We start from the raw sequence: 16,751 nt of genomic DNA, 5'->3' as shown, positions 1-16,751 counted from the left end.
GGGCGCTCATCGGACGGCCTCGACGGGACGCCGGGTGGACAGGACCTGGCGGTAGACGGCCTCGGTGTCGGCGGCCACGCGGGCCCACCGGTAGCGGGCGCGGGCCCGCCGCACGCCGGCCGCGCCGTAGGCGGCGCGCCGGGCGTCGTCGGCCAGCAGCGCGGCGAGCACCTCGCCGAGCCGGGCCGGGTCGCGGGGCGGCACGAGGTCGCCGGTGACGCCGTCGGCGACGGAGTCCTGCAGCCCGCCGACGGCCGTCGCCACCACCGGGCGGCCGCAGGCCATGGCCTCCAGCGGGGTGATGCCGAACGGCTCGTACCAGGGGACGGCGAGGACGACGTCGGCCGAGCGGATCCAGGCCGGGACGTCGGCCCGGCCCACCGAGCCGGTGAACACCAGCCGGTCGGCCACGCCCAGCGAGGCGGCGACGGCGCGCAGCCGGCGCACCTCGGTGTCGGCGTCGAGGGTGCCGGCCGGAGGGCCGCCGACGACGACCAGCTCCGCGTCCGGGACGGCGGCCAGCGCGCGGACGGCGTCCTCCTGGCCCTTGCGCTCCACCAGCCGGCCGAGCACCAGCAGGCGGGGCCGGTCCGAGCGCGGCGCCACCGGGCCCCGCGGGGTGAACACCGTGGTGTCCACGCCGCACGGGACGATCGAGACGCGGTCGCGGGACAGCCCCAGCCGGCGCAGCTCGAAGACCTCGTCGCTGCAGGTGGCCACCACGTGGCCGACCGCCCGGCACAGGCCCCGCTCCAGCTCGACCCGCTGCGCCGGCGAGGTGTCGGCGTCGCCCTGGTGGCGGCGCTTGACCGAGCCGAGCGCGTGGAAGGTCTGCAGCACCGGGACCGGGGTGAGCAGGCTGCCGGCGGCCTCGACGGCGGCCAGGCCGCTCATCCAGAAGTGCGCGTGGACGACGTCGGGCGGGGTGACGCCCCAGCGGGCGCGCAGCGCGGCGGCCAGCGCCGGCACGTGCGCCAGCAGGTCGTCCTTGGGCAGCGCCCGCGCCGGGCCCGCGGTGAGGTGGCTGACGACGTAGCCGTCGGCGGTGGGGACCTCGTCGGGCAGGTCGGGGTCGTCGCGGCGGGTGTGCACCGTGACCTCGTGGCCGCGCGCGGCCAGGCCCGCGGCCAGCGCGGCGACGTGCACGTTCTGGCCGCCGGCGTCGACACCGCCGATCGCGGCCAGCGGCGAGGCGTGCTCGCTGACCAGGTCGATGCGCAGCGGTGCGCCGGTGCCCCGGTGCGTCCTCATCGGGTGACCTCCTCGAGCAGGGTGTCCCAGTCGGAGAGGAACCGGGGGAGCCCGTACCGCTCCAGCGCGGCGGCGCGCGCCGCCTTGCCGGCCAGCCGGGCGGCGTCCTCGTCGTGCAGGTAGGTGCGGACCGCGTCCCACAGCACCTCGGGCCGGGTGGACAGCACGCCGGCGCCCGCGGGCACCGCCTCGACCACCTCGGTGGCCGCCAGCGCGACCACCGGCATGCCCAGGTGCATCGCCTCGAGCAGGGAGAGCCCGAGCGAGGTCCAGCGGACCGGGTGCACGTAGACCCGGCGGCGGGCCAGCTCGCCGTGCATCACCGCCTGCGGCGGGTCGTCGTACAGGGCGACCCGGTCGGGGTCGAGGCCGTAGCGCTCGTGCAGGCCGGACAGGCCCATCCCGAACACGTCGACCGGCGCGGCCTGCGCCAGCCCGGGCAGCAGGTCGGCGCCGACCGTGCGGCCGCGGCGCACCGGCTCGTTGGTGACGACGGCGGCGCGGGCCAGCTCTCCGGTCCAGCGCTCGCCGGGGTCGACGATGCCGTGCTCGATCACCGTCGTCGGCGCGCGGCCGTTGTCGTAGAACAGCCGGTTGAAGTGCGTGACGTGCGCGATCGGGACGTCGTCGCGGTCGGCCAGCGGGTGCCGGGTGTACGGGACCGGCGCGGCGTCGGGCTCCAGGCCGGGGGCGTTGTGCTCGAGGAAGACCGCGGGCAGGTCGCGCCCGGGCTCGCGGCCCAGCCACTCGCGCACCAGCTCGAGGTCGCGCACCCGCTGCAGCACGACGACGTCGACCTGCTCGTCGCGGAGCTGCTCGGGAGTGACCTCGCGGGCCGACGCCGGCCAGTCCCACGTGCGGGCGCGGCCCAGCCCGTCGGGGCCCCGTCCTCCCCCGGGGCCCTCCACCACCGGGACCAGGTACTCGTGTGTGCCCTGGACGAACGCCGTGGTCCAGGAGCCGTGCACGTGCCAGACCAGGACCTTCATGCACTCACCTCCTCCGTGCGCACCTTCTCGATGGCGGCGACGACGTCGTCAGCGGTCACCGAGGTCAGGCACGGGTGGCCGGGGACGGGGCAGACGCGGGCCCGGGTGTCGCGGCAGGGCGCGTCCTGGTCGCCGAGCAGGACGGTCGGGACGCCGTAGGGCGCCCACCGCACGGCCGGCACGACCGGGCTGAACAGGGAGACGACCGGCGTGCCCACGGCCGCGGCCAGGTGCGCGGGGCCGGTGTTGCCGACGACGACGGCCGCGGCGCCGTCGAGCAGCGCGGCCATCTCCGGCAGGGTCGTGGCGCCGCCGAGGTCGACGCCGCGCGTGCCGGCGACGGCGGCGGTCAGCTCCCGCTCCCCGGGCCCGCCGGTGACCAGCACGCGGTGGCCGGCGTCGGCCAGCGCCTCGACGGCCTCCGCGCAGCGCTGCGCGGGCCAGGCGCGGGCCGGGACCGAGGCGCCGGGGTGGATCACCACGTAACCGGGCTCGTACGGCGTCGGCGGCAGCGGGCGGCGCACCGCGAGCCGGCCGTCGTCGCCGTCGGGGAGGTCGAAGCCGGCCGCGCGGGCCAGCGACAGCGCCCGCTCGGGCTCGGGCAGGTCCACCTCGTCGTCCTGGCCGATCCGGTGGCGGACGTCGAGCAGGGAGCCCGGGTGGTCGACGCTGGTGGCGCTGAGGCGGGGCACGCCGGCCGCGCGCAGCAGGAGGGCCAGCGGCAGCGGCGACTGGTGGAACGAGGTGCTGATCAGGGCCTCGTCGGGCGCGAGCGCTCGCACCCGCTCGGTGAGGGCGGCCAGGTCGGCCGGGTCGACCGGCGGCGGGTCGCCGAGGATCCAGGGGCAGGCCCAGGTCCAGACCTCGTCGACGCCGGGCAGCAGCGCGGCGGCGTCGGCACCGGCCGGGCCGGCGAGGAACACCACCCGCTCGGCGCCGGCGGCCACCGCCCGCACCAGCGGGCCCTGCAGCAGGACGTCGCCGGCGTTGTCGAGCCGGGCGACCAGCACGGTGCCCCGGCCGGCGGTCACCACCGGCCCGCCAGGACGTCGCCGACCGCGGCGGTCAGCGTCTGCGCCCGGCGCGGTGCGGCGGCCACCTCCTGCTTCCGCGTCACCGGCGTCGGCATGATGATCCCGACGGCGCCGGCGGCCGCGGCGGCCTCGACGTCGGCGCCGATGTCGCCGATCACCACGGTCCGCGCCGGGTCGACGTCGAGCTCGGCGCAGGCGGTCTTGACCATCCCCGGCGCGGGCTTGCGGCAGGTGCAGCCGTCCTCGGGACCGTGCGGGCAGACCTGGATCGTCTCGAAGGGGCCGAGCAGCTCGTCCAGCCGCGCCATGCAGGCGTCGACCTGTTCGCGGGTGATGATCCCGCGGGCCACGCCGGACTGGTTGCTGACCACCCCGACCCGGACGCCACGGGCGCGCAGCGCGTCGACCGCCTCCTCCGCGCCGGGCACCGGCTTCACCAGCTCCGGGTCGCCGTTGTACGGGTAGTCGCGCACGAGTGTGCCGTCGCGGTCGAACAGGACCAGGTCGGGCAGGCCGCGCCAGGGCGTCACCCGGCGGTGCTGCACGGCACCGCGCAGGAAGTGCCAGGTGGCCAGCGGGGGGATGGCCGCGCTGGTGAGCGCCATGGTGGTCACCTCGGCACGGTCGCGCGGGCCGGGCACGATGCGGACCCAGGCGAACTCGGCGGTGCCCGCGGCCCAGGCCAGGGCCGCGGCGACTGCGGCGCGGGGACGCCGTGCGGCGGCCAGGCCGACCGCGGCCAGCCCCGCCGTGGTGACGGCCAGGTGCCGCGGCCGGCGGCCGACCGCCGCGTCGGCGCGCTCGCGCCACGTGGGGCCGTGCAGCCGGCGCATGAGGACGTCGTCGGCGTTGCCGGCCTGCACGCGCAGGCTCACCCAGCGGTCGGTGGGCCGGACCGGGTGGGTGATCCAGCGCTCGCCGCGCACCAGCCGGCCGCCGGTGTCCATGACCCGCAGCGCCAGGTCGGAGTCCTCGCGGAAGGCCCGCGGGAAGCGCTCGTCGAACCCGCCGACGGCGGCCAGCGCGCCGCGGCGGTAGGCGAGGTCGGCGGTGATCCAGGAGCTGGTGGCGAGGCCTGCGGTGCCGCGCTCCCAGTCGGTGGGCCGGCGCTCCTCGGGCAGCGGCACCCGCACCCGGCCCTGGCTGCCGGCGACGTCGGCGGGCAGCCCGGTCAGGTCCTGCGCCAGCCGCTCGTACCAGTCGGCGTCGGGGACGACGTCGTCGTCGAGGAAGGCGATCCACGGGGTGCGCGCCACCCGCCAGCCGAGGTTGCGCGCGCGGGCGGGCCCGCCGCCCCCGGTGCGGACCACGCGGACCGGCGGCAGGCCCGGCCGGTCGACGTCCAGCGGGGGCCCGTCGGGCCGGTCGTCGACGACGACCAGCTCGGCCGGGCGCTGCCCCGGCGCGGCGGCCAGCGCGTCGAGGAGCACGCCGAGCGACGGCCGGCCGATGGTCGGCACGACGACGGTGCACTCCGCGAGCATGATCGCGCCCTGCCCGGACACGATCCCCCGCAAACACTACGGGCTTGAAGTTCCTCCGGACGGCGCTCCGGCCCCCTGCAGGGTGGGGCGGGGGGACCGGTCTTCAGCGGCGGATGCGGGTGGCCGCGGACACCCGCGCGAGCGCGTCGGTGACCACGGCGGCGTCGTCACCCAGCAGCGCGAGCAGGTGCGCCACGAGCTCGTCGTGGGTGACGGCGGCGGCCCGGGCGCGCTCGCGGCCGGCCTCGGTGAGCCGCGCGTGCAGCAGCCGCCGGTCCCCCGGCCGCCGCTCGCGCACGACCAGGCCCTGCTCGACCAGCCGGCCGACCGTGCTGGTCACGCCGGCGCGGGACAGGCCGAGCGCCTCGGCGACCTCGCCCATCGTGGCCCGCTCGCCCGGCGCCTCGGCGATCCGCCGCAGGGCCTCGAAGCCGGTGAGGGACAGGTCGTGCTCGCGGTGCAGCGCGGAGTCGACGCGGTGGGTGATGCGGTCGTGCACCTGGACGATCCGCAGCCAGGTCTCGGCCGGCCGCGGAGCGGCTCCCGCGAGCGCCGCCGGGTCGGCCGGGATCCCGGTCGTCAGCACGTCGTCGGGGCGCATCTCACCATCGTCGCCCAGGTCCGCCTCAGGCGCTCCCGGTCGGGTCGCCGGAGGGAGGGCGCCGGGCGCCGACCAGGACCAGCCCGGTGGCGGCGGTGACCAGCGCGAGGCCGGCCGCGACCAGCGGCAGCGGCAGCGGGTCGGGGTCGACCGCGCTCGAGGCCGCGGCGACGCGCAGCTGCACCGAGGCGGTGAGCGCGCTGTCGGCGCCGACCAGCTCGATCGTCGTCGGCCCCGGGGCGCCGCCGTCGGGCATCTGCACCACGACCTCGACCGCGCCGTCCTCGGTCGCCGTCGCGGAGCCGAGGACGGCGCCGTCGGCGTCCGTGACCGTGACCTGCTCGCCGGCGCCGAAGCCCGCCGCGGTGACCACGACCCGTCCGCCGGCGGCCACCTGGGCGGCCGAGGCCGACGCCACGACGGCCCCGGCCGGCGGGCCGTCGGCCGGGGCGCCGGGCGCGGTCCCCGGCGCGGGCAGGCCGGGCACCGGGATCGGCACGACCTCGGGGGCCACGCCGCCCGCCGGCGGGGCGTCCGACGGCGAGGGGACCGGCGCGGCCGGGACCTCGACGATCTCCGGGACCTCCGCGGTCGGCGGCGCGGTGATGGCGGCGCAGTCCTCCTCGGCCGGACGGGTGAACGAGAAGCCGTCGAGCTCGTCGACGTAGGTCGTGCCGGAGCCGTCGAGCGCGGCGTACTCGAGCCGGCTGTCGATCGTCTCGCCCCAGTCGACGTCCCCGGTCCGCAGCACGACGGTCTGGCCCGGCTCGAGCTCGGCGGCGTCCTCCCCCTCGGAGGAGCGCGTGGTGGCCAGCGTGACGGCGTAGGCGACCGTCCCCGCCGTCACCTCGACGGCGACCCCGCCGGGGCGGCAGCTCGGCCCGTGCGTGACCCGGGCGTCGGGGCGGCTGGGGTCGTCGACGGCGAGCGCGGGCGTGGCGAGGAGCACCCCGCCACCCAGCAGGGCGGCGACGGTGGACAGCAGAGCGAGCCCTGTCGACAGGACAGGGCGGGGGGTGCGACGTGGCACCGACCCGACCGGCACGTTTCCCCCTCGAGCGGTCGTGCACGCCGCGGCACCGGTGGTTCCGGCGACGGCGCGCCCCCATGATGCGGTGCGGAAACGCCCGGTGACGACGGGTCGGCGGCGCGTCGGAGAACGGCTGCGGCGTGTCGGTCGCCGGGCGTGTCGCGGGGGCCGGACGGGCGTGGTGAGGCGGGTCACTACGGTGGCCGCGTGGACTCAGCCGCCGGGACCGGCCGCCGCCGTCAGAACGAGGTCTACCGCGCCGGGGTGTACGGGCGCAGGCCGCTCGTGCCCACCACCGCCGAGCCACTGCAGCGCCGGGCCCGCGCGCGGCTGACCGCCCGCGCGTACGCGTACGTGGCCGGGGGCGCGGGGGAGGAGGCCACCCAGCGGGCCAACCGCACCGCGTTCGACCGGTGGGCCGTCGTCCCCCGGGTGCTGCGCGACGTGAGCGCCCGCGACACGTCCGTGGAGCTGTTCGGCCGCCGCATCCCCGCACCGCTGCTGCTCGGCCCGGTCGGGGCGCTGGAACTGGTGCACCGCGACGCCGACCTCGCCGTCGCCCGCGCCGCGGCGTCGCTGGGCGTGCCGTTCGTCTTCTCCAACCAGGCGTCGGTGCCGATGGAGACCTGCGCGCTGGCCATGGGCGACGCGCCGCGCTGGTTCCAGCTGTACTGGTCCACCTCCGACGAGCTGGTGGAGAGTCTGGTCGGACGGGCGGAGGCGGTCGGCGCCGAGGCGCTGGTGGTCACGCTCGACACCACGATGCTCGGCTGGCGCCCGCGCGACCTCGACCTCGGCCACCTGCCCTTCGCGCTGGGCAAGGGCATCGCGCAGTACACCTCCGACCCGGTGTTCCGCCGGCTGGTCGAGGAGCGGGTGGCCGCCGCCGGCGACGCCGCACCCGCCCAGGCCGCGGAGGCCGCCGGCCGCGACCGCCAGCCCCGGCCGACGCTGGCCGCCGTCGTGGCGATGGTCGGGATGGCGCGCGCCTGGCCCGGCCCGCTGCGGGAGAACCTGCGCTCACCGCTGCCGCGCGCCGCCGTCGAGACGTTCCAGGCCATCTACTCCCGGCCCTCGATCACCTGGGCCGACCTGGCCTGGCTGCGCTCCCGCACGCGGCTGCCGATCCTGCTCAAGGGCGTGCTGCACCCCGACGACGCCCGGCGCGCGCTGGACGAGGGCGTCGACGGCGTCGTCGTGAGCACGCACGGTGGCCGGCAGGTGGACCGCTCGATCTCCGCGCTGGACGCGCTGCCCGACGTCGCCGCGGCGGTCGGCGACCGCGCGCCGGTGCTGCTCGACAGCGGCATCCGCAGCGGCGCCGACGTGCTGGTCGCCGTCGCCCTGGGGGCGCGGGCGGTGCTGCTCGGCCGGCCCTACGCGTGGGGGCTGGGCCTGGGCGGTGAGGCCGGAGTGCGGCAGGTCGTGTCCGACGTGCTCGGCGAGTTCGACCTCACGCTGGGCCTCACCGGCCACACCTCGGTCGCCGAGCTGACCCCGGAGGTCCTCCGCCGCACCTGGTGAGACCCCGGGCCGGGCGGCAGGAATGGCCGTTTCCGCCGCTCGGCGCGAAGGTGGGCGGCACCGTCCGCCGTCGACGACGCCGGCACCCCCGCCGAGGAGGTCCGCGTGAGTGCTCCGTCCGTGCGCTCGCAGCTGTTCCGGCGCAAGCCGGTGTCGGCCATGGTCGAGGAGACCGGCGCCGGCGACGCCGACGGCGGGGTGCTGGCCCGCCGCATCGGGGTCGGCCAGCTCATGGCGCTGGGCATCGGCGCCACGATCGGCACCGGCATCTTCTTCGTGATGAGCACGGCGGTGCCCGAGGCCGGGCCCGCCGTCGTCCTCTCGTTCGTGCTGGCCGCCATCACCGCCGGGTTCACCGCGCTCTGCTACGCCGAGCTCGCCTCGACGATCCCGGTCGCCGGCTCGTCGTACTCCTACGCCTACGCCACGCTCGGCGAGGTCGTGGCCTACGTCGTGGGCTGGTGCCTGGTGCTGGAGTACGCGGTCAGCTCGGCGGCGGTGTCGGTGGGGTGGAGCGAGTACCTCAACGAGCTGCTCGACGACGTGATCGGCGTGCGCATCCCCGACGCGCTGTCCTTCGCACCCGGCGCCGGCGGGGTCGTCAACCTGCCCGCCATCGTGCTGGTGACGCTGTGCGCGCTGCTGCTCGTGCGCGGGGCCAGCGAGTCGGCGCGCGCGAACGCGGTCATGGTCGTCCTCAAGGTCTGCGTGCTGCTGTTCTTCGTCGTCATCGCCTTCACCGCGTTCGACGCCGGCAACCTGTCGCCGTTCGCGCCGCTCGGGATCGCGGGGGTCAGCGCCGCGGCGTCGTCGATCTTCTTCAGCTTCATCGGGCTGGACGCCGTCTCGACCGCCGGTGAGGAGGTGCGCGACCCGCGCCGGACCCTGCCTCGGGCGATCATCGGCGCGCTGGTCGTGGTCACCGTGGTGTACCTGCTGGTGGCGCTCGCCGCGGTGGGCGCCCAGGCGGCCGGTGCCTTCGAGGGCCAGGAGGCGGGGCTGGCGGTGATCCTCGAGGACGTCGCGGGATCGCGGTGGCCGGCCGTCGTCCTGGCCGCCGGAGCGGTCATCTCGATCTTCTCGGTGACGCTGGTGACCATGTACGGCCAGACGCGGATCCTGTTCGCGATGAGCCGGGACGGCATGATCCCGTCGCTGTTCAGCCGGGTCGACCGGCGCACGCTCACCCCGGTGCGCGGCACGATCGCCGTCGCGCTGTTCGTCGGCGTGCTGGCCGGCTTCGTCCCGCTGGACTTCCTCATCGACCTGACCAGCATGGGCACGCTGGTCGCCTTCTCCGTCGTGTCGGTCGGGGTGATCGTGCTGCGCCGCACCCAGCCGGACCTGCCGCGTGGCTTCCGCGTGCCCGGCTACCCGGTGGTGCCCGTGCTGTCCGTGGCCTTCTGCCTCTACCTCATCTACGGGTTGCCCGGGGTCACCTGGGCGCTGTTCGCCGGCTGGCTGGTCATCGCCGCCGTCGTCTACGTCACCTACGCGCGCACCCACTCGGCACTGCGGGCGCCTCGGTGACCCTCGTCGTCGGACACCCCGCCGACCTCGAGGAGGGCGGCGGGGCCCACCTGCGCCTGGCCGCCACGCTGGCCCGCACGGGTGGGGACGACGTCGTGGTGGCCACGGTGACCGCGCGCGGCTTCCCCGACCCGCGGGTGGACCGCGAGTACCGGCTCTGGGTCGGCGACCTGGTGCGGTCCCGCCAGGGCCGGGCGGCGCACGACCTGCGCGAGGCCGGGGTGCCCGAGGTGCGCACGGTCGCCGTCGAGGCCTCCTCGGTGCCCGCCGGACTGGTGACCGTGGTGGAGCAGGTCGGCGGCACGCTGCTGGTGCTCGGCCGGGAGGGCGCGGTGCCCGAGCACCTGCTGCACTCCTCGCCGGTGCCGCTCGCGCTGGCGGCGCGGGCCGGCTCACCGGGGCAGCGGGTGACCCGGTTGACCTGCACGTGGGCCGGGACCGAGCGCTCGCGCGCCGCACTGGCCTGGGCCCGGCGCACCGCCGTGGCCTGGGACGTGCCGCTGCGGCTGGTCACCTTCGCTCCCGAGCGCGACCCGATGCTGCCCTCGGAGACCGGCCTGCACGTCGAGCGGGAGGTGAGCACGGCGTGGGCCCGGCAGGCGCAGGGAGAGCTGGAGCGGGTGGCCGCCGACCTGCCCGGCCCGCCGGACAGGGTGGTCGCGCGGGGCTCGGGGTGGCCGGGTGCGGTGTCGGCCGCGGGATGGGCCGACGGCGACCTGCTGGTCGTCGGGTCCTCGCGCCTCGGCCCGCTGGCGCGGGTCTTCCTCGGGTCGACGGCGACCCGCATCCTGCGCGCCGCGCCGGTCCCGGTGGTCGTCGTCCCCCGGGGCACCGAGGGCTGAGGACACGCCCGGGGAGGGGTCGGCTTGACTCTCCCTGTGACCCGGCTCACAGTTGGAGCGGGCGGGGGTAGCCGGGAAACGAGTGGCCACCGACAGCTCGGTGGACCGACCAACGCGGCCAGACCGCCAGGACCGGCCTCCCGCCCCTCTCCTGCCCGCTCTCGAGGGCGGCGAGGGCGTCGAGGAGGTCGACGCCCCCGTCGGAGCCCTCGAGAGCCTGACCGACGCCTGCGCCGCCCTGGGCCAGGACTGACCTACCGGCCGGCGAGCAGGGCGGCCAGCGCGGCCGTCCCCTCGAGCAGGGCCCGTGAGCGGGCGTCCACGTCCGCGTCCCGGGCCGTCAGGGCGGCGAGGACGTCGTCGCTCCGGCCCGCGCGGCGGAACCGCGGCACCAGCTCCCGCAGCGGCCCGATGCGGTAGCCGGCGCGGCGGAGCTGGACGACGATCCGGGCGTCGCGCACGTCGGCCGGGGTGTACCGCCGAGCCTCGCCGACTCCCCGCCGCGGGACGACGAGCCCCTCGGCGTCCCAGTGCCGCAGGGTCGACGGGCGCACGCCGAGGGCCGCCGCGAGCTCCGAGACGCCCATCGCGTCCGACGGGCGCACGTCCGCGATCGGCTCCGCGGCGATCAGCTGGGCGGCCTCCCGGGCGAGGGCGAGGTCCCGTCGCTCGGTGTCGAGCCGGGCGTGCGCGGCGTCCAGGAGCCGGAGCAGCCCGGACACCGGGTCGCGGTGCGCACCAGCTCCCTGGCGTGCACCGCGCCGACGGCGGCCGCCAGCGACCGGTAGGCCAGCGCGGCGCGGACGTGCACCTCGGCGAAGGTGCGGTACCCCGACGCGGTCCGGTCCGCCGGGGGCAGCACGCCGTCGGCCTCGAGGTCGCGGACCTGCTGCACCGAGTACCCGGCCCGCCGGGCGACGTCGACCGTGCGCAGGCCCGAGTCGAGACTCCGCACCCCCACCTCCGCGTGACGTCCGGCCGAACCCTCCACGAGCACCTGAATGCCACGCTCGAAGGCGTGGGCATCGACGAGATCATCGAGCACGTCACCTCACTGGGCGACGTCCTGGTCCTGCGGCCGGGGCCGGGCGACGGGTCACCGGAGGCCGCCTGGGGCGACGTCTTCCTCTACTCCGCACCCGACGGCGTCGTCCCGCGGACGCAGCCGTTCGCGACCGTCGTGACGAAGCACCAGCCGGGCGACCGGTCGTCGCGGCTCGACCGCCCCGGGACGTTCCGCGTCAACGTCGGCGTCGGGCGGGAGGAGTTCACCGCCCTCGTCGGCCGCGGGCCCCGCGAGCCGGCCGGCGCCGGGGAGCCCGATCCGGACGTCCCCGACACCGTGCTGGCCCATCCCGTGTACGGCGAGCTGGGGTGGATCTGCGTGGTCGACCCCGGTCCCCGCACGGAGGGGACGGTCCGGGACCTGCTGCGCACGGCCCACGGGCTGGCACGTGCCCGCCAGGAGCGCCGGGAGGGGGCCTGAGACACACAGCGGCCCCGCTCCTGAGCAGGAGCGGGGCCGCTGCCTCACCAGAGGGACGTCCGGCGGATCAGCGCTGCACCACCCCGTCGACCGCCGCGGTCACCTGCTCGGCGATGCGCACCACGTAGGGCAGTCGCAGGAGCGCGTTGTGGTCCCCCTCGAGGCGCAGGACCTCGTGCTCCCCCGTCAACAGCGGTTCCCACCAGGCGAGCTCGTCGTCGTTCTCCGTCGAGAGGACCAGCAGCGCGCGGCCGGGCCACGGCTGCGGCCGGTGGAACCGGGCGACACGGGCACCGTGCTGGTGGAACACCTCCTGCTGGACCTCCGCGGGCCGGCGCACGAGGCCGGCGGTCAGCACCTGGAGACGGGTGCGCCACAGCTCGGCACGGGTGATCGGAGCAGCCTCCGGTCCCTGCCGGCGTGGTACGTCGTCGGGGCGTGCCCGGAGCGGCAGGTAGGTGTCCACCAGGACCAGATCGACGACCTCCCGCCCCCGCTGACGCAGCAGGTGGGCCACGGCGAGGGCGAAGAGACCACCGAGCGAGTGGCCGACGAGGACCACCGGGCCCTCCGGCGCGATCTCCTCCAGCTGGCGCAGGTAGCGCCGCGCGGCCTGGCCGACGGTCCAGTCCGGGACGCCTCGATCCTCCAGGCCTCGCACCTGCAGAGCGTAGACGGGCTGGTCGGGCCCCAGGGCGCCGGCGAGGGGTGAGAAGGCGGCGGCCGCTCCACCGGCCCCGGCGAAGCAGAACACCGGCGGCCGGGTGCCCGTCGTCCGCAGCCGGACGACGTTGCTGGTGCGCCGACCGGACGGGTCCGCACTGCGGGCGGCCACCAGGGCGGCGAACTCCGTCAGCGTCGGGCGCTCGGCCAGGTCGGCAGTGGCGAGCTCCACGCCGAGGTGCGAGGTGACGGAGGCGAGCATCTCCTCGACCGCGAGCGAGTCCCCGCCGAGGGCGGTGAAGCTCTCGTCGCGGCCGACGTGGTCCAGGTGCAGGATCCGCCCCCAGATCGGCTCGAGGGCCGCCTCGGTCGGGGTCGCCGGCGGGACCGGCGTCGGCCGCTCGGGCACCGGCGGGAGGGCTGCGGCCACGACCTTGCCGCGCTCGTTGCGGGGCAGTTCCTCCAGCAGGACGACGTCGCGCGGCACCATGTACGCCGGCAGGCGGCGCGCCACCCCGGAGCGGAGGACGGCCGGCGACGCCGTCCCACCGGCCGGGTCCGGCACCACCCAGGCGACCAGCCGGTCGAGCCCCCGCTCGTCGGGCTGGGCGCGGACGACGACGTCGCGCACCTGGGGCAGCGACCGCAGCGCGACCTCCACCTCCGCCGGCTCGACGAGGTAGCCGCGGATCTTCACGGCGTCGTCAGCACGGCCGAGCAGCCGCAGGACGCCGTCCTCGTCGAGGGTCGCGCGGTCGCCGGACCGCACCCGGACCCGCCCGTCGGGCAGCGGCAGGAACTTCTCGGCCGTCTGCTCCTTGTCCTTCCAGTAGCCCGCCGCATGGTGCTCGGAGGTGATGTGCAGGATGCCGGGCTCCCCGACGGGGAGCACCGCGCCGTCCTCGCCGAGGATCTCGAAGACGTGCAGGGGCAGCGCCCGGCCCGCCGGGAGGACGCCGGGGGGCACCGGGTCGTCCGCGGCCACCTCGAAGGTGGACAGCGCCTGCGTCTCGGAGGACCCGAGCCAGTTCACGACGCTGGCGTGCGGACCCAGGTGCGGCCGGATGTCGAGCACGTCCTGGCCGAAGATCTTCTCGCCGGCGGTGGTGACGATCCGCAGGTGCGGCAGGACCTGGCCGTCGGCCAGCGCGCTGCTGAGCGCACGCAGCAGTGAGGGCGCGCACGCGAGCAGGCTCACGCGCTCCGACTGGATCCAGTCGACGGCGTCGGCCACACCGTGCACACGGGGGTCGCGGATGCAGGTGGTGGCGCCGTTGAGGACGCCCATGGTCATCACGATCAGCCCGGCCGCGAACGAGATCGGGAAGACGAGGGCGACGCGGTCGGCGGGCGTGATCCGCAGCGCGTCCCGGGAGTTGTAGCTGCCGGCCAGGACCGTGCGCTGGGTGTAGACGACGCCCTTGGGGGCTCCGGTGGTGCCGGAGGTGAACAGCAGGCACGCCGGGGTGTCCCCCGTGACGCCCCGCTGCACCGGCTCGGCCGGCGCCTCCCGCGTCGGCAGCAGGCCGCGCACCTCGACCACCCCGGGCAGCGCGGCCGCGGCCTCCCGGCGCGCATCGTCGGCCAGCACGATGCCGATGTCCGCACGCTGGGCGATCTCCGCCAGCCGGGCCTCGGGGAGGGTGATGTCCAGCTCGACGCACGGCGTCCCGGTGGTGAGCGCGGCCAGCAGCGCGGCGACGCTGGTGGTGTCCTGCTCGGCCCAGATGCCGACCGACGGCGTCCCCGGCAGCGCCTCGACGGCCTCGACGAGCTCGGCCGACAGCGCCAGCACCCGCTGGTACAGCTCACCGAAGGTGAGACTCCCATCTGCGGCTTCGAGCGCCACCGCATCGGGGATCCAGTGGGCCAGCTCGGCGAGCCGGCCGAGCACGGTGTCGTCCGGCCCCGGCGCCCGGAGCTCCGGCAGCCCGTCGGCGGCGGAGCGGGGAGCCGGTACGGCTCCCCTCGTCGTCCTGGCGGTGGTGTCGGTCAAGATCGGCCCCTATCGGTGTTTATGCGGGTAGGCAGCGCCTGGACGCACGTCATCCGCCCCGCTCGGTCAGCGCTCGGAGACTATGGGCCGGTGTCGCGCGTGGGACGGGCGCTCCCGCCGCTGAGCCGCACATCACCCGACCGGGCGACACACAGCGGCCCCGCTCCTGGGCAGGAGCGGGGCCGCTGTGCTGTCTCAACCAGACGTGCACCCGAAGGGATTCGAACCCCTAACCTTCTGATCCGTAGTCAGATGCTCTATCCGTTGAGCTACGGGTGCGGACTGTGCAGTTGTCGTGCGCGGAGGCTCCGGGATTTGAACCCGGGATGGGGATTAACCCAAACCGCATTAGCAGTGCGGCGCCATAGACCGGACTAGGCGAAGCCTCCCGGGGTCCGAGTCCCCTCGGAACCACCGCGGTAGAGACTACCAGCGGCCTCCGCGGCCCTCCCAGCCCGGGGGGTCCGGGCCGGGAGGGGCGGGGTCAGGCGGCGATCGGCTCGCGGGGAGCGGACGACGGGCGGCGGCCGGGCACCAGCGTCACGAGCACCGCCGCGGCCGCGCCGGCCACCGCGAGGAGGAGGCTGCCGGTCACACCGGACGGCCCGTCGACGAGCGCACCGCCCAGCGCCGCACCGACGGCCGAGGCGCCGGTGGCCATCGTGGACAGCCAGGTGAAGGCCTCCGTGGTGGCGTGCGCCGGGGCGAGGGCGCCGACGAGCGAGTTCTGCACCGTGAGCGTGGGCGCGATCGCCGTGCCGCCCAGGAAGAGCAGCGCGCCCAGCACCCACGGACTCGACGCCGCGGTCAGCGGCGCCAGTCCGATCGTGACGCCGAGCAGCAGCCACCGGTACTGCCGCGGCAGGGAGGCGCTGACCACCCGGGCGCCGAACCACAGCCCGCCGGCGACCGAGCCCAGTGACCACAGGGCCAGGAGCAGACCCGACATCCCGGGCGAACCGGCGTGGTCGGCGAAGGCCGGGATGGCGACCTCGAGCGCGCCGAAGCCGAGCATCAGCGCGGAGCCGCTGAGCAGCACGCGCGGCATACCGGCGGCGAGCACGGTGGCGAACGGGCTGGTGCGCCCGGCGGAGGGCACGGACACCCAGCCGCGCATCGCGGCCGAGGCCGCCAGCCCCAGCGCGCCACCGACCGCGAGCACCCCGGCGACGCCGAGCGCCCACGCCGGGCCGGCGACGACGGCGAGCGTGGCCACCAGCGTCGGGCCGGCCACGAAGACCAGCTCGGTGGCGGTGGCGTCGAGGGCGAAGGCGGTGCCGCGCACCCGCGGGTCGACCCGCGACCACAGCGCGCGGACCGTGCCGGAGACCAGCGGGGTGGCGGCACCGGCCGCGGCCGACGCGGCGACGACGACCGCCGTCGGCGCCCCCCCGAGGACGACGGCTACCAGCAGGGCCAGCAGCAGCGGGTAGACGGTGGCCTGGACCAGCAGCACCGGACGCGGGGTGCGCCGGTCGGCGAGCCGACCGAGGACCGGCGCCATGGCGGCCATGGCGAGGCCGTAGGTGGCCGCGGCGAGGCCGGCGACGGCGTAGGAACCGGTCTGCTGCTGCACCATGAGCAGCAGCGCCAGCGGGACCATCGCCGAGGGCAGCCGGCCGGCGAACCCGGCGAGCAGCAGCACGGGGGCGGACGGCAGGCGCCAGACGGACAGGTACGAACGCACGACAGAGCTCACTTCATCACTTGCGGGGGAACAGTAGGGGGTCAAACTCCGTTGACCTCCTACGACGATAGCAGAGCGGTAGGGAGTCACATGGACTACGACACCTACGGGTCGAACGCCGTCGAGCTGGCCATCCACCTGGCCAACGCCGACCGTGCGACGGACCCGGACTGGGCCGCGGCCTTCCTGCGCGCGCACGACGAGTGGTTCACGCCCGAGACGGCGCTGACCCTCTCCCCCGCTGAGACCCGCCGCGCCGCCGCGACCGCCGACCTCGTCCGCGCGGTCGCGCTCGCCGGGTCGCAGGACGACGTCATCGCCCGGCTCAACGAGCTGCTCGCCCTGGCCCGGCCACACCCCTACGCCACCGACCACGACGGCGAGCTGCACCTGCACTACGCGCGTCCCGACGCCCCCGTCCTCGACCAGCTGACGACGACGGTGGCGATGGGCCTGTCGCAGGTGGTGGCCCAGCACGGGTGGCAGCGGCTCGGGGTGTGCTCGGCCGAGGCCTGCGACGACGTCTACGTGGACACCTCGCGCAACGCCAGCCGCCGGTACTGCTCGAACACCTGCGCCAGCCGCTCGACGGTGGCCGCGTACCGGGCCCGCCGCAAGGCGTAGCGCGGGGGCT

At 76.5% G+C, this 16,751-nt stretch carries 15 protein-coding genes and 2 tRNA genes; 5 read left to right on the top strand and 12 right to left on the bottom strand.

Going from position 1 to position 16,751, the window contains the following annotated elements; translation table 11 throughout:
- Positions 1-6: 6 nt before the first annotated feature.
- The 6 genes from BM414_RS01255 to BM414_RS01230 form a co-directional block, all read right to left on the bottom strand.
- Positions 7-1,251: a glycosyltransferase gene (locus tag BM414_RS01255; protein ID WP_093577626.1), complete on the bottom strand. Its 1,245-nt coding sequence runs from the start codon at positions 1,249-1,251 to the stop codon at positions 7-9.
- Positions 1,248-2,240, bottom strand: a complete 993-nt coding sequence (locus BM414_RS01250; RefSeq protein WP_093577625.1) for a glycosyltransferase — start codon at positions 2,238-2,240, stop codon at positions 1,248-1,250. Before BM414_RS01250 ends, BM414_RS01255 begins: the two co-directional genes overlap by 4 nt.
- On the bottom strand, positions 2,237-3,271 hold the full coding sequence (locus tag BM414_RS01245; RefSeq protein ID WP_245784377.1) for a glycosyltransferase family 9 protein: 1,035 nt from the start codon (positions 3,269-3,271) through the stop codon (positions 2,237-2,239). The genes BM414_RS01250 and BM414_RS01245 overlap by 4 nt, the downstream gene beginning before the upstream one ends.
- Positions 3,268-4,779: an HAD-IIIA family hydrolase gene (locus BM414_RS01240; protein WP_245784376.1), complete on the bottom strand. Its 1,512-nt coding sequence runs from the start codon at positions 4,777-4,779 to the stop codon at positions 3,268-3,270. Before BM414_RS01240 ends, BM414_RS01245 begins: the two co-directional genes overlap by 4 nt.
- 82 nt (positions 4,780-4,861) lie before the next feature.
- On the bottom strand, positions 4,862-5,359 hold the full coding sequence (locus tag BM414_RS01235; RefSeq protein WP_093577624.1) for a MarR family winged helix-turn-helix transcriptional regulator: 498 nt from the start codon (positions 5,357-5,359) through the stop codon (positions 4,862-4,864).
- A gap of 25 nt (positions 5,360-5,384) precedes the next feature.
- Positions 5,385-6,389 carry a hypothetical protein gene (locus BM414_RS01230; protein ID WP_139245685.1) on the bottom strand — a complete coding sequence of 335 codons (1,005 nt, stop codon included), beginning with the start codon at positions 6,387-6,389 and terminating at the stop codon, positions 5,385-5,387.
- A 207-nt stretch (positions 6,390-6,596) separates the two neighbouring features.
- Here BM414_RS01230 and BM414_RS01225 point away from each other — a divergent pair, with 207 nt between their 5' ends.
- The 3 genes from BM414_RS01225 to BM414_RS29000 all read left to right on the top strand — a co-directional run bounded on the left by BM414_RS01225 (position 6,597) and on the right by BM414_RS29000 (position 10,285).
- Positions 6,597-7,913, top strand: a complete 1,317-nt coding sequence (locus BM414_RS01225) for an alpha-hydroxy-acid oxidizing protein (protein WP_093577622.1) — start codon at positions 6,597-6,599, stop codon at positions 7,911-7,913.
- A gap of 105 nt (positions 7,914-8,018) precedes the next feature.
- A complete protein-coding gene (locus BM414_RS01220; RefSeq protein WP_217644461.1) occupies positions 8,019-9,443 on the top strand; it encodes an amino acid permease in 1,425 nt (474 codons plus the stop codon).
- Positions 9,440-10,285, top strand: coding sequence for a universal stress protein (locus tag BM414_RS29000; RefSeq protein ID WP_175551371.1), 846 nt, complete (start codon positions 9,440-9,442; stop codon positions 10,283-10,285). Before BM414_RS01220 ends, BM414_RS29000 begins: the two co-directional genes overlap by 4 nt.
- 254 nt (positions 10,286-10,539) lie before the next feature.
- Here the strand turns inward: BM414_RS29000 and BM414_RS01210 are convergent, their stop codons facing one another.
- Complete coding sequence (locus BM414_RS01210; RefSeq protein WP_217644460.1) at positions 10,540-11,007, bottom strand: MerR family transcriptional regulator; 468 nt, start codon at positions 11,005-11,007, stop codon at positions 10,540-10,542.
- Positions 10,914-11,240, bottom strand: a complete 327-nt coding sequence (locus BM414_RS29990) for a MerR family DNA-binding transcriptional regulator (RefSeq protein ID WP_217644458.1) — start codon at positions 11,238-11,240, stop codon at positions 10,914-10,916. The genes BM414_RS01210 and BM414_RS29990 overlap by 94 nt, the downstream gene beginning before the upstream one ends.
- A 63-nt stretch (positions 11,241-11,303) precedes the next feature.
- Here BM414_RS29990 and BM414_RS01205 point away from each other — a divergent pair, with 63 nt between their 5' ends.
- Positions 11,304-11,771 (top strand): DUF6194 family protein, encoded by a 468-nt coding sequence (locus BM414_RS01205; RefSeq protein ID WP_093577621.1) that lies wholly within the window; start codon positions 11,304-11,306, stop codon positions 11,769-11,771.
- Positions 11,772-11,838: 67 nt separating this feature from the next.
- Here BM414_RS01205 and BM414_RS01200 read toward each other — a convergent pair whose 3' ends face one another.
- From BM414_RS01200 to BM414_RS01185, 4 genes are all read right to left on the bottom strand, one after another.
- Entirely contained in the window at positions 11,839-14,430 is a 2,592-nt protein-coding gene (locus tag BM414_RS01200) for an alpha/beta fold hydrolase (RefSeq protein ID WP_093577620.1), read from the bottom strand.
- Between the two features lie 206 nt (positions 14,431-14,636).
- Positions 14,637-14,709, bottom strand: a tRNA-Arg gene (locus BM414_RS01195).
- Positions 14,710-14,730: 21 nt separating this feature from the next.
- Positions 14,731-14,819 (bottom strand) — tRNA-Ser (locus BM414_RS01190).
- 95 nt (positions 14,820-14,914) lie between these two features.
- Positions 14,915-16,117 carry an MFS transporter gene (locus tag BM414_RS01185; RefSeq protein ID WP_093577619.1) on the bottom strand — a complete coding sequence of 401 codons (1,203 nt, stop codon included), beginning with the start codon at positions 16,115-16,117 and terminating at the stop codon, positions 14,915-14,917.
- Between the two features lie 90 nt (positions 16,118-16,207).
- On the opposite strand from BM414_RS01185, the gene BM414_RS01180 reads away from it, so the two are divergent.
- The gene (locus tag BM414_RS01180) at positions 16,208-16,741 is read left to right on the top strand and encodes a CGNR zinc finger domain-containing protein (protein WP_093577618.1); all 534 of its coding nucleotides are present in this window, start codon (positions 16,208-16,210) and stop codon (positions 16,739-16,741) included.
- The last annotated feature ends 10 nt before the right edge of the window (positions 16,742-16,751 follow it).

The sequence above is a fragment of the Geodermatophilus amargosae genome (genome assembly GCF_900116515.1).
Lineage (GTDB): Bacteria > Actinomycetota > Actinomycetes > Mycobacteriales > Geodermatophilaceae > Geodermatophilus > Geodermatophilus amargosae.
This window is presented reverse-complemented; position numbering and strand designations above follow the sequence as displayed.

Bases quoted from the DNA above. Each gene is read 5' to 3' on its own strand.
- BM414_RS01255 (WP_093577626.1), bottom strand. From the start codon at position 1,251: ATGAGGACGCACCGGGGCACCGGCGCACCGCTGCGCATCGACCTGGTC.
- BM414_RS01250 (WP_093577625.1), bottom strand. From the start codon at position 2,240: ATGAAGGTCCTGGTCTGGCACGTGCACGGCTCCTGGACCACGGCGTTC.
- BM414_RS01235 (WP_093577624.1), bottom strand. From the start codon at position 5,359: ATGCGCCCCGACGACGTGCTGACGACCGGGATCCCGGCCGACCCGGCG.
- BM414_RS01180 (WP_093577618.1), top strand. From the start codon at position 16,208: ATGGACTACGACACCTACGGGTCGAACGCCGTCGAGCTGGCCATCCAC.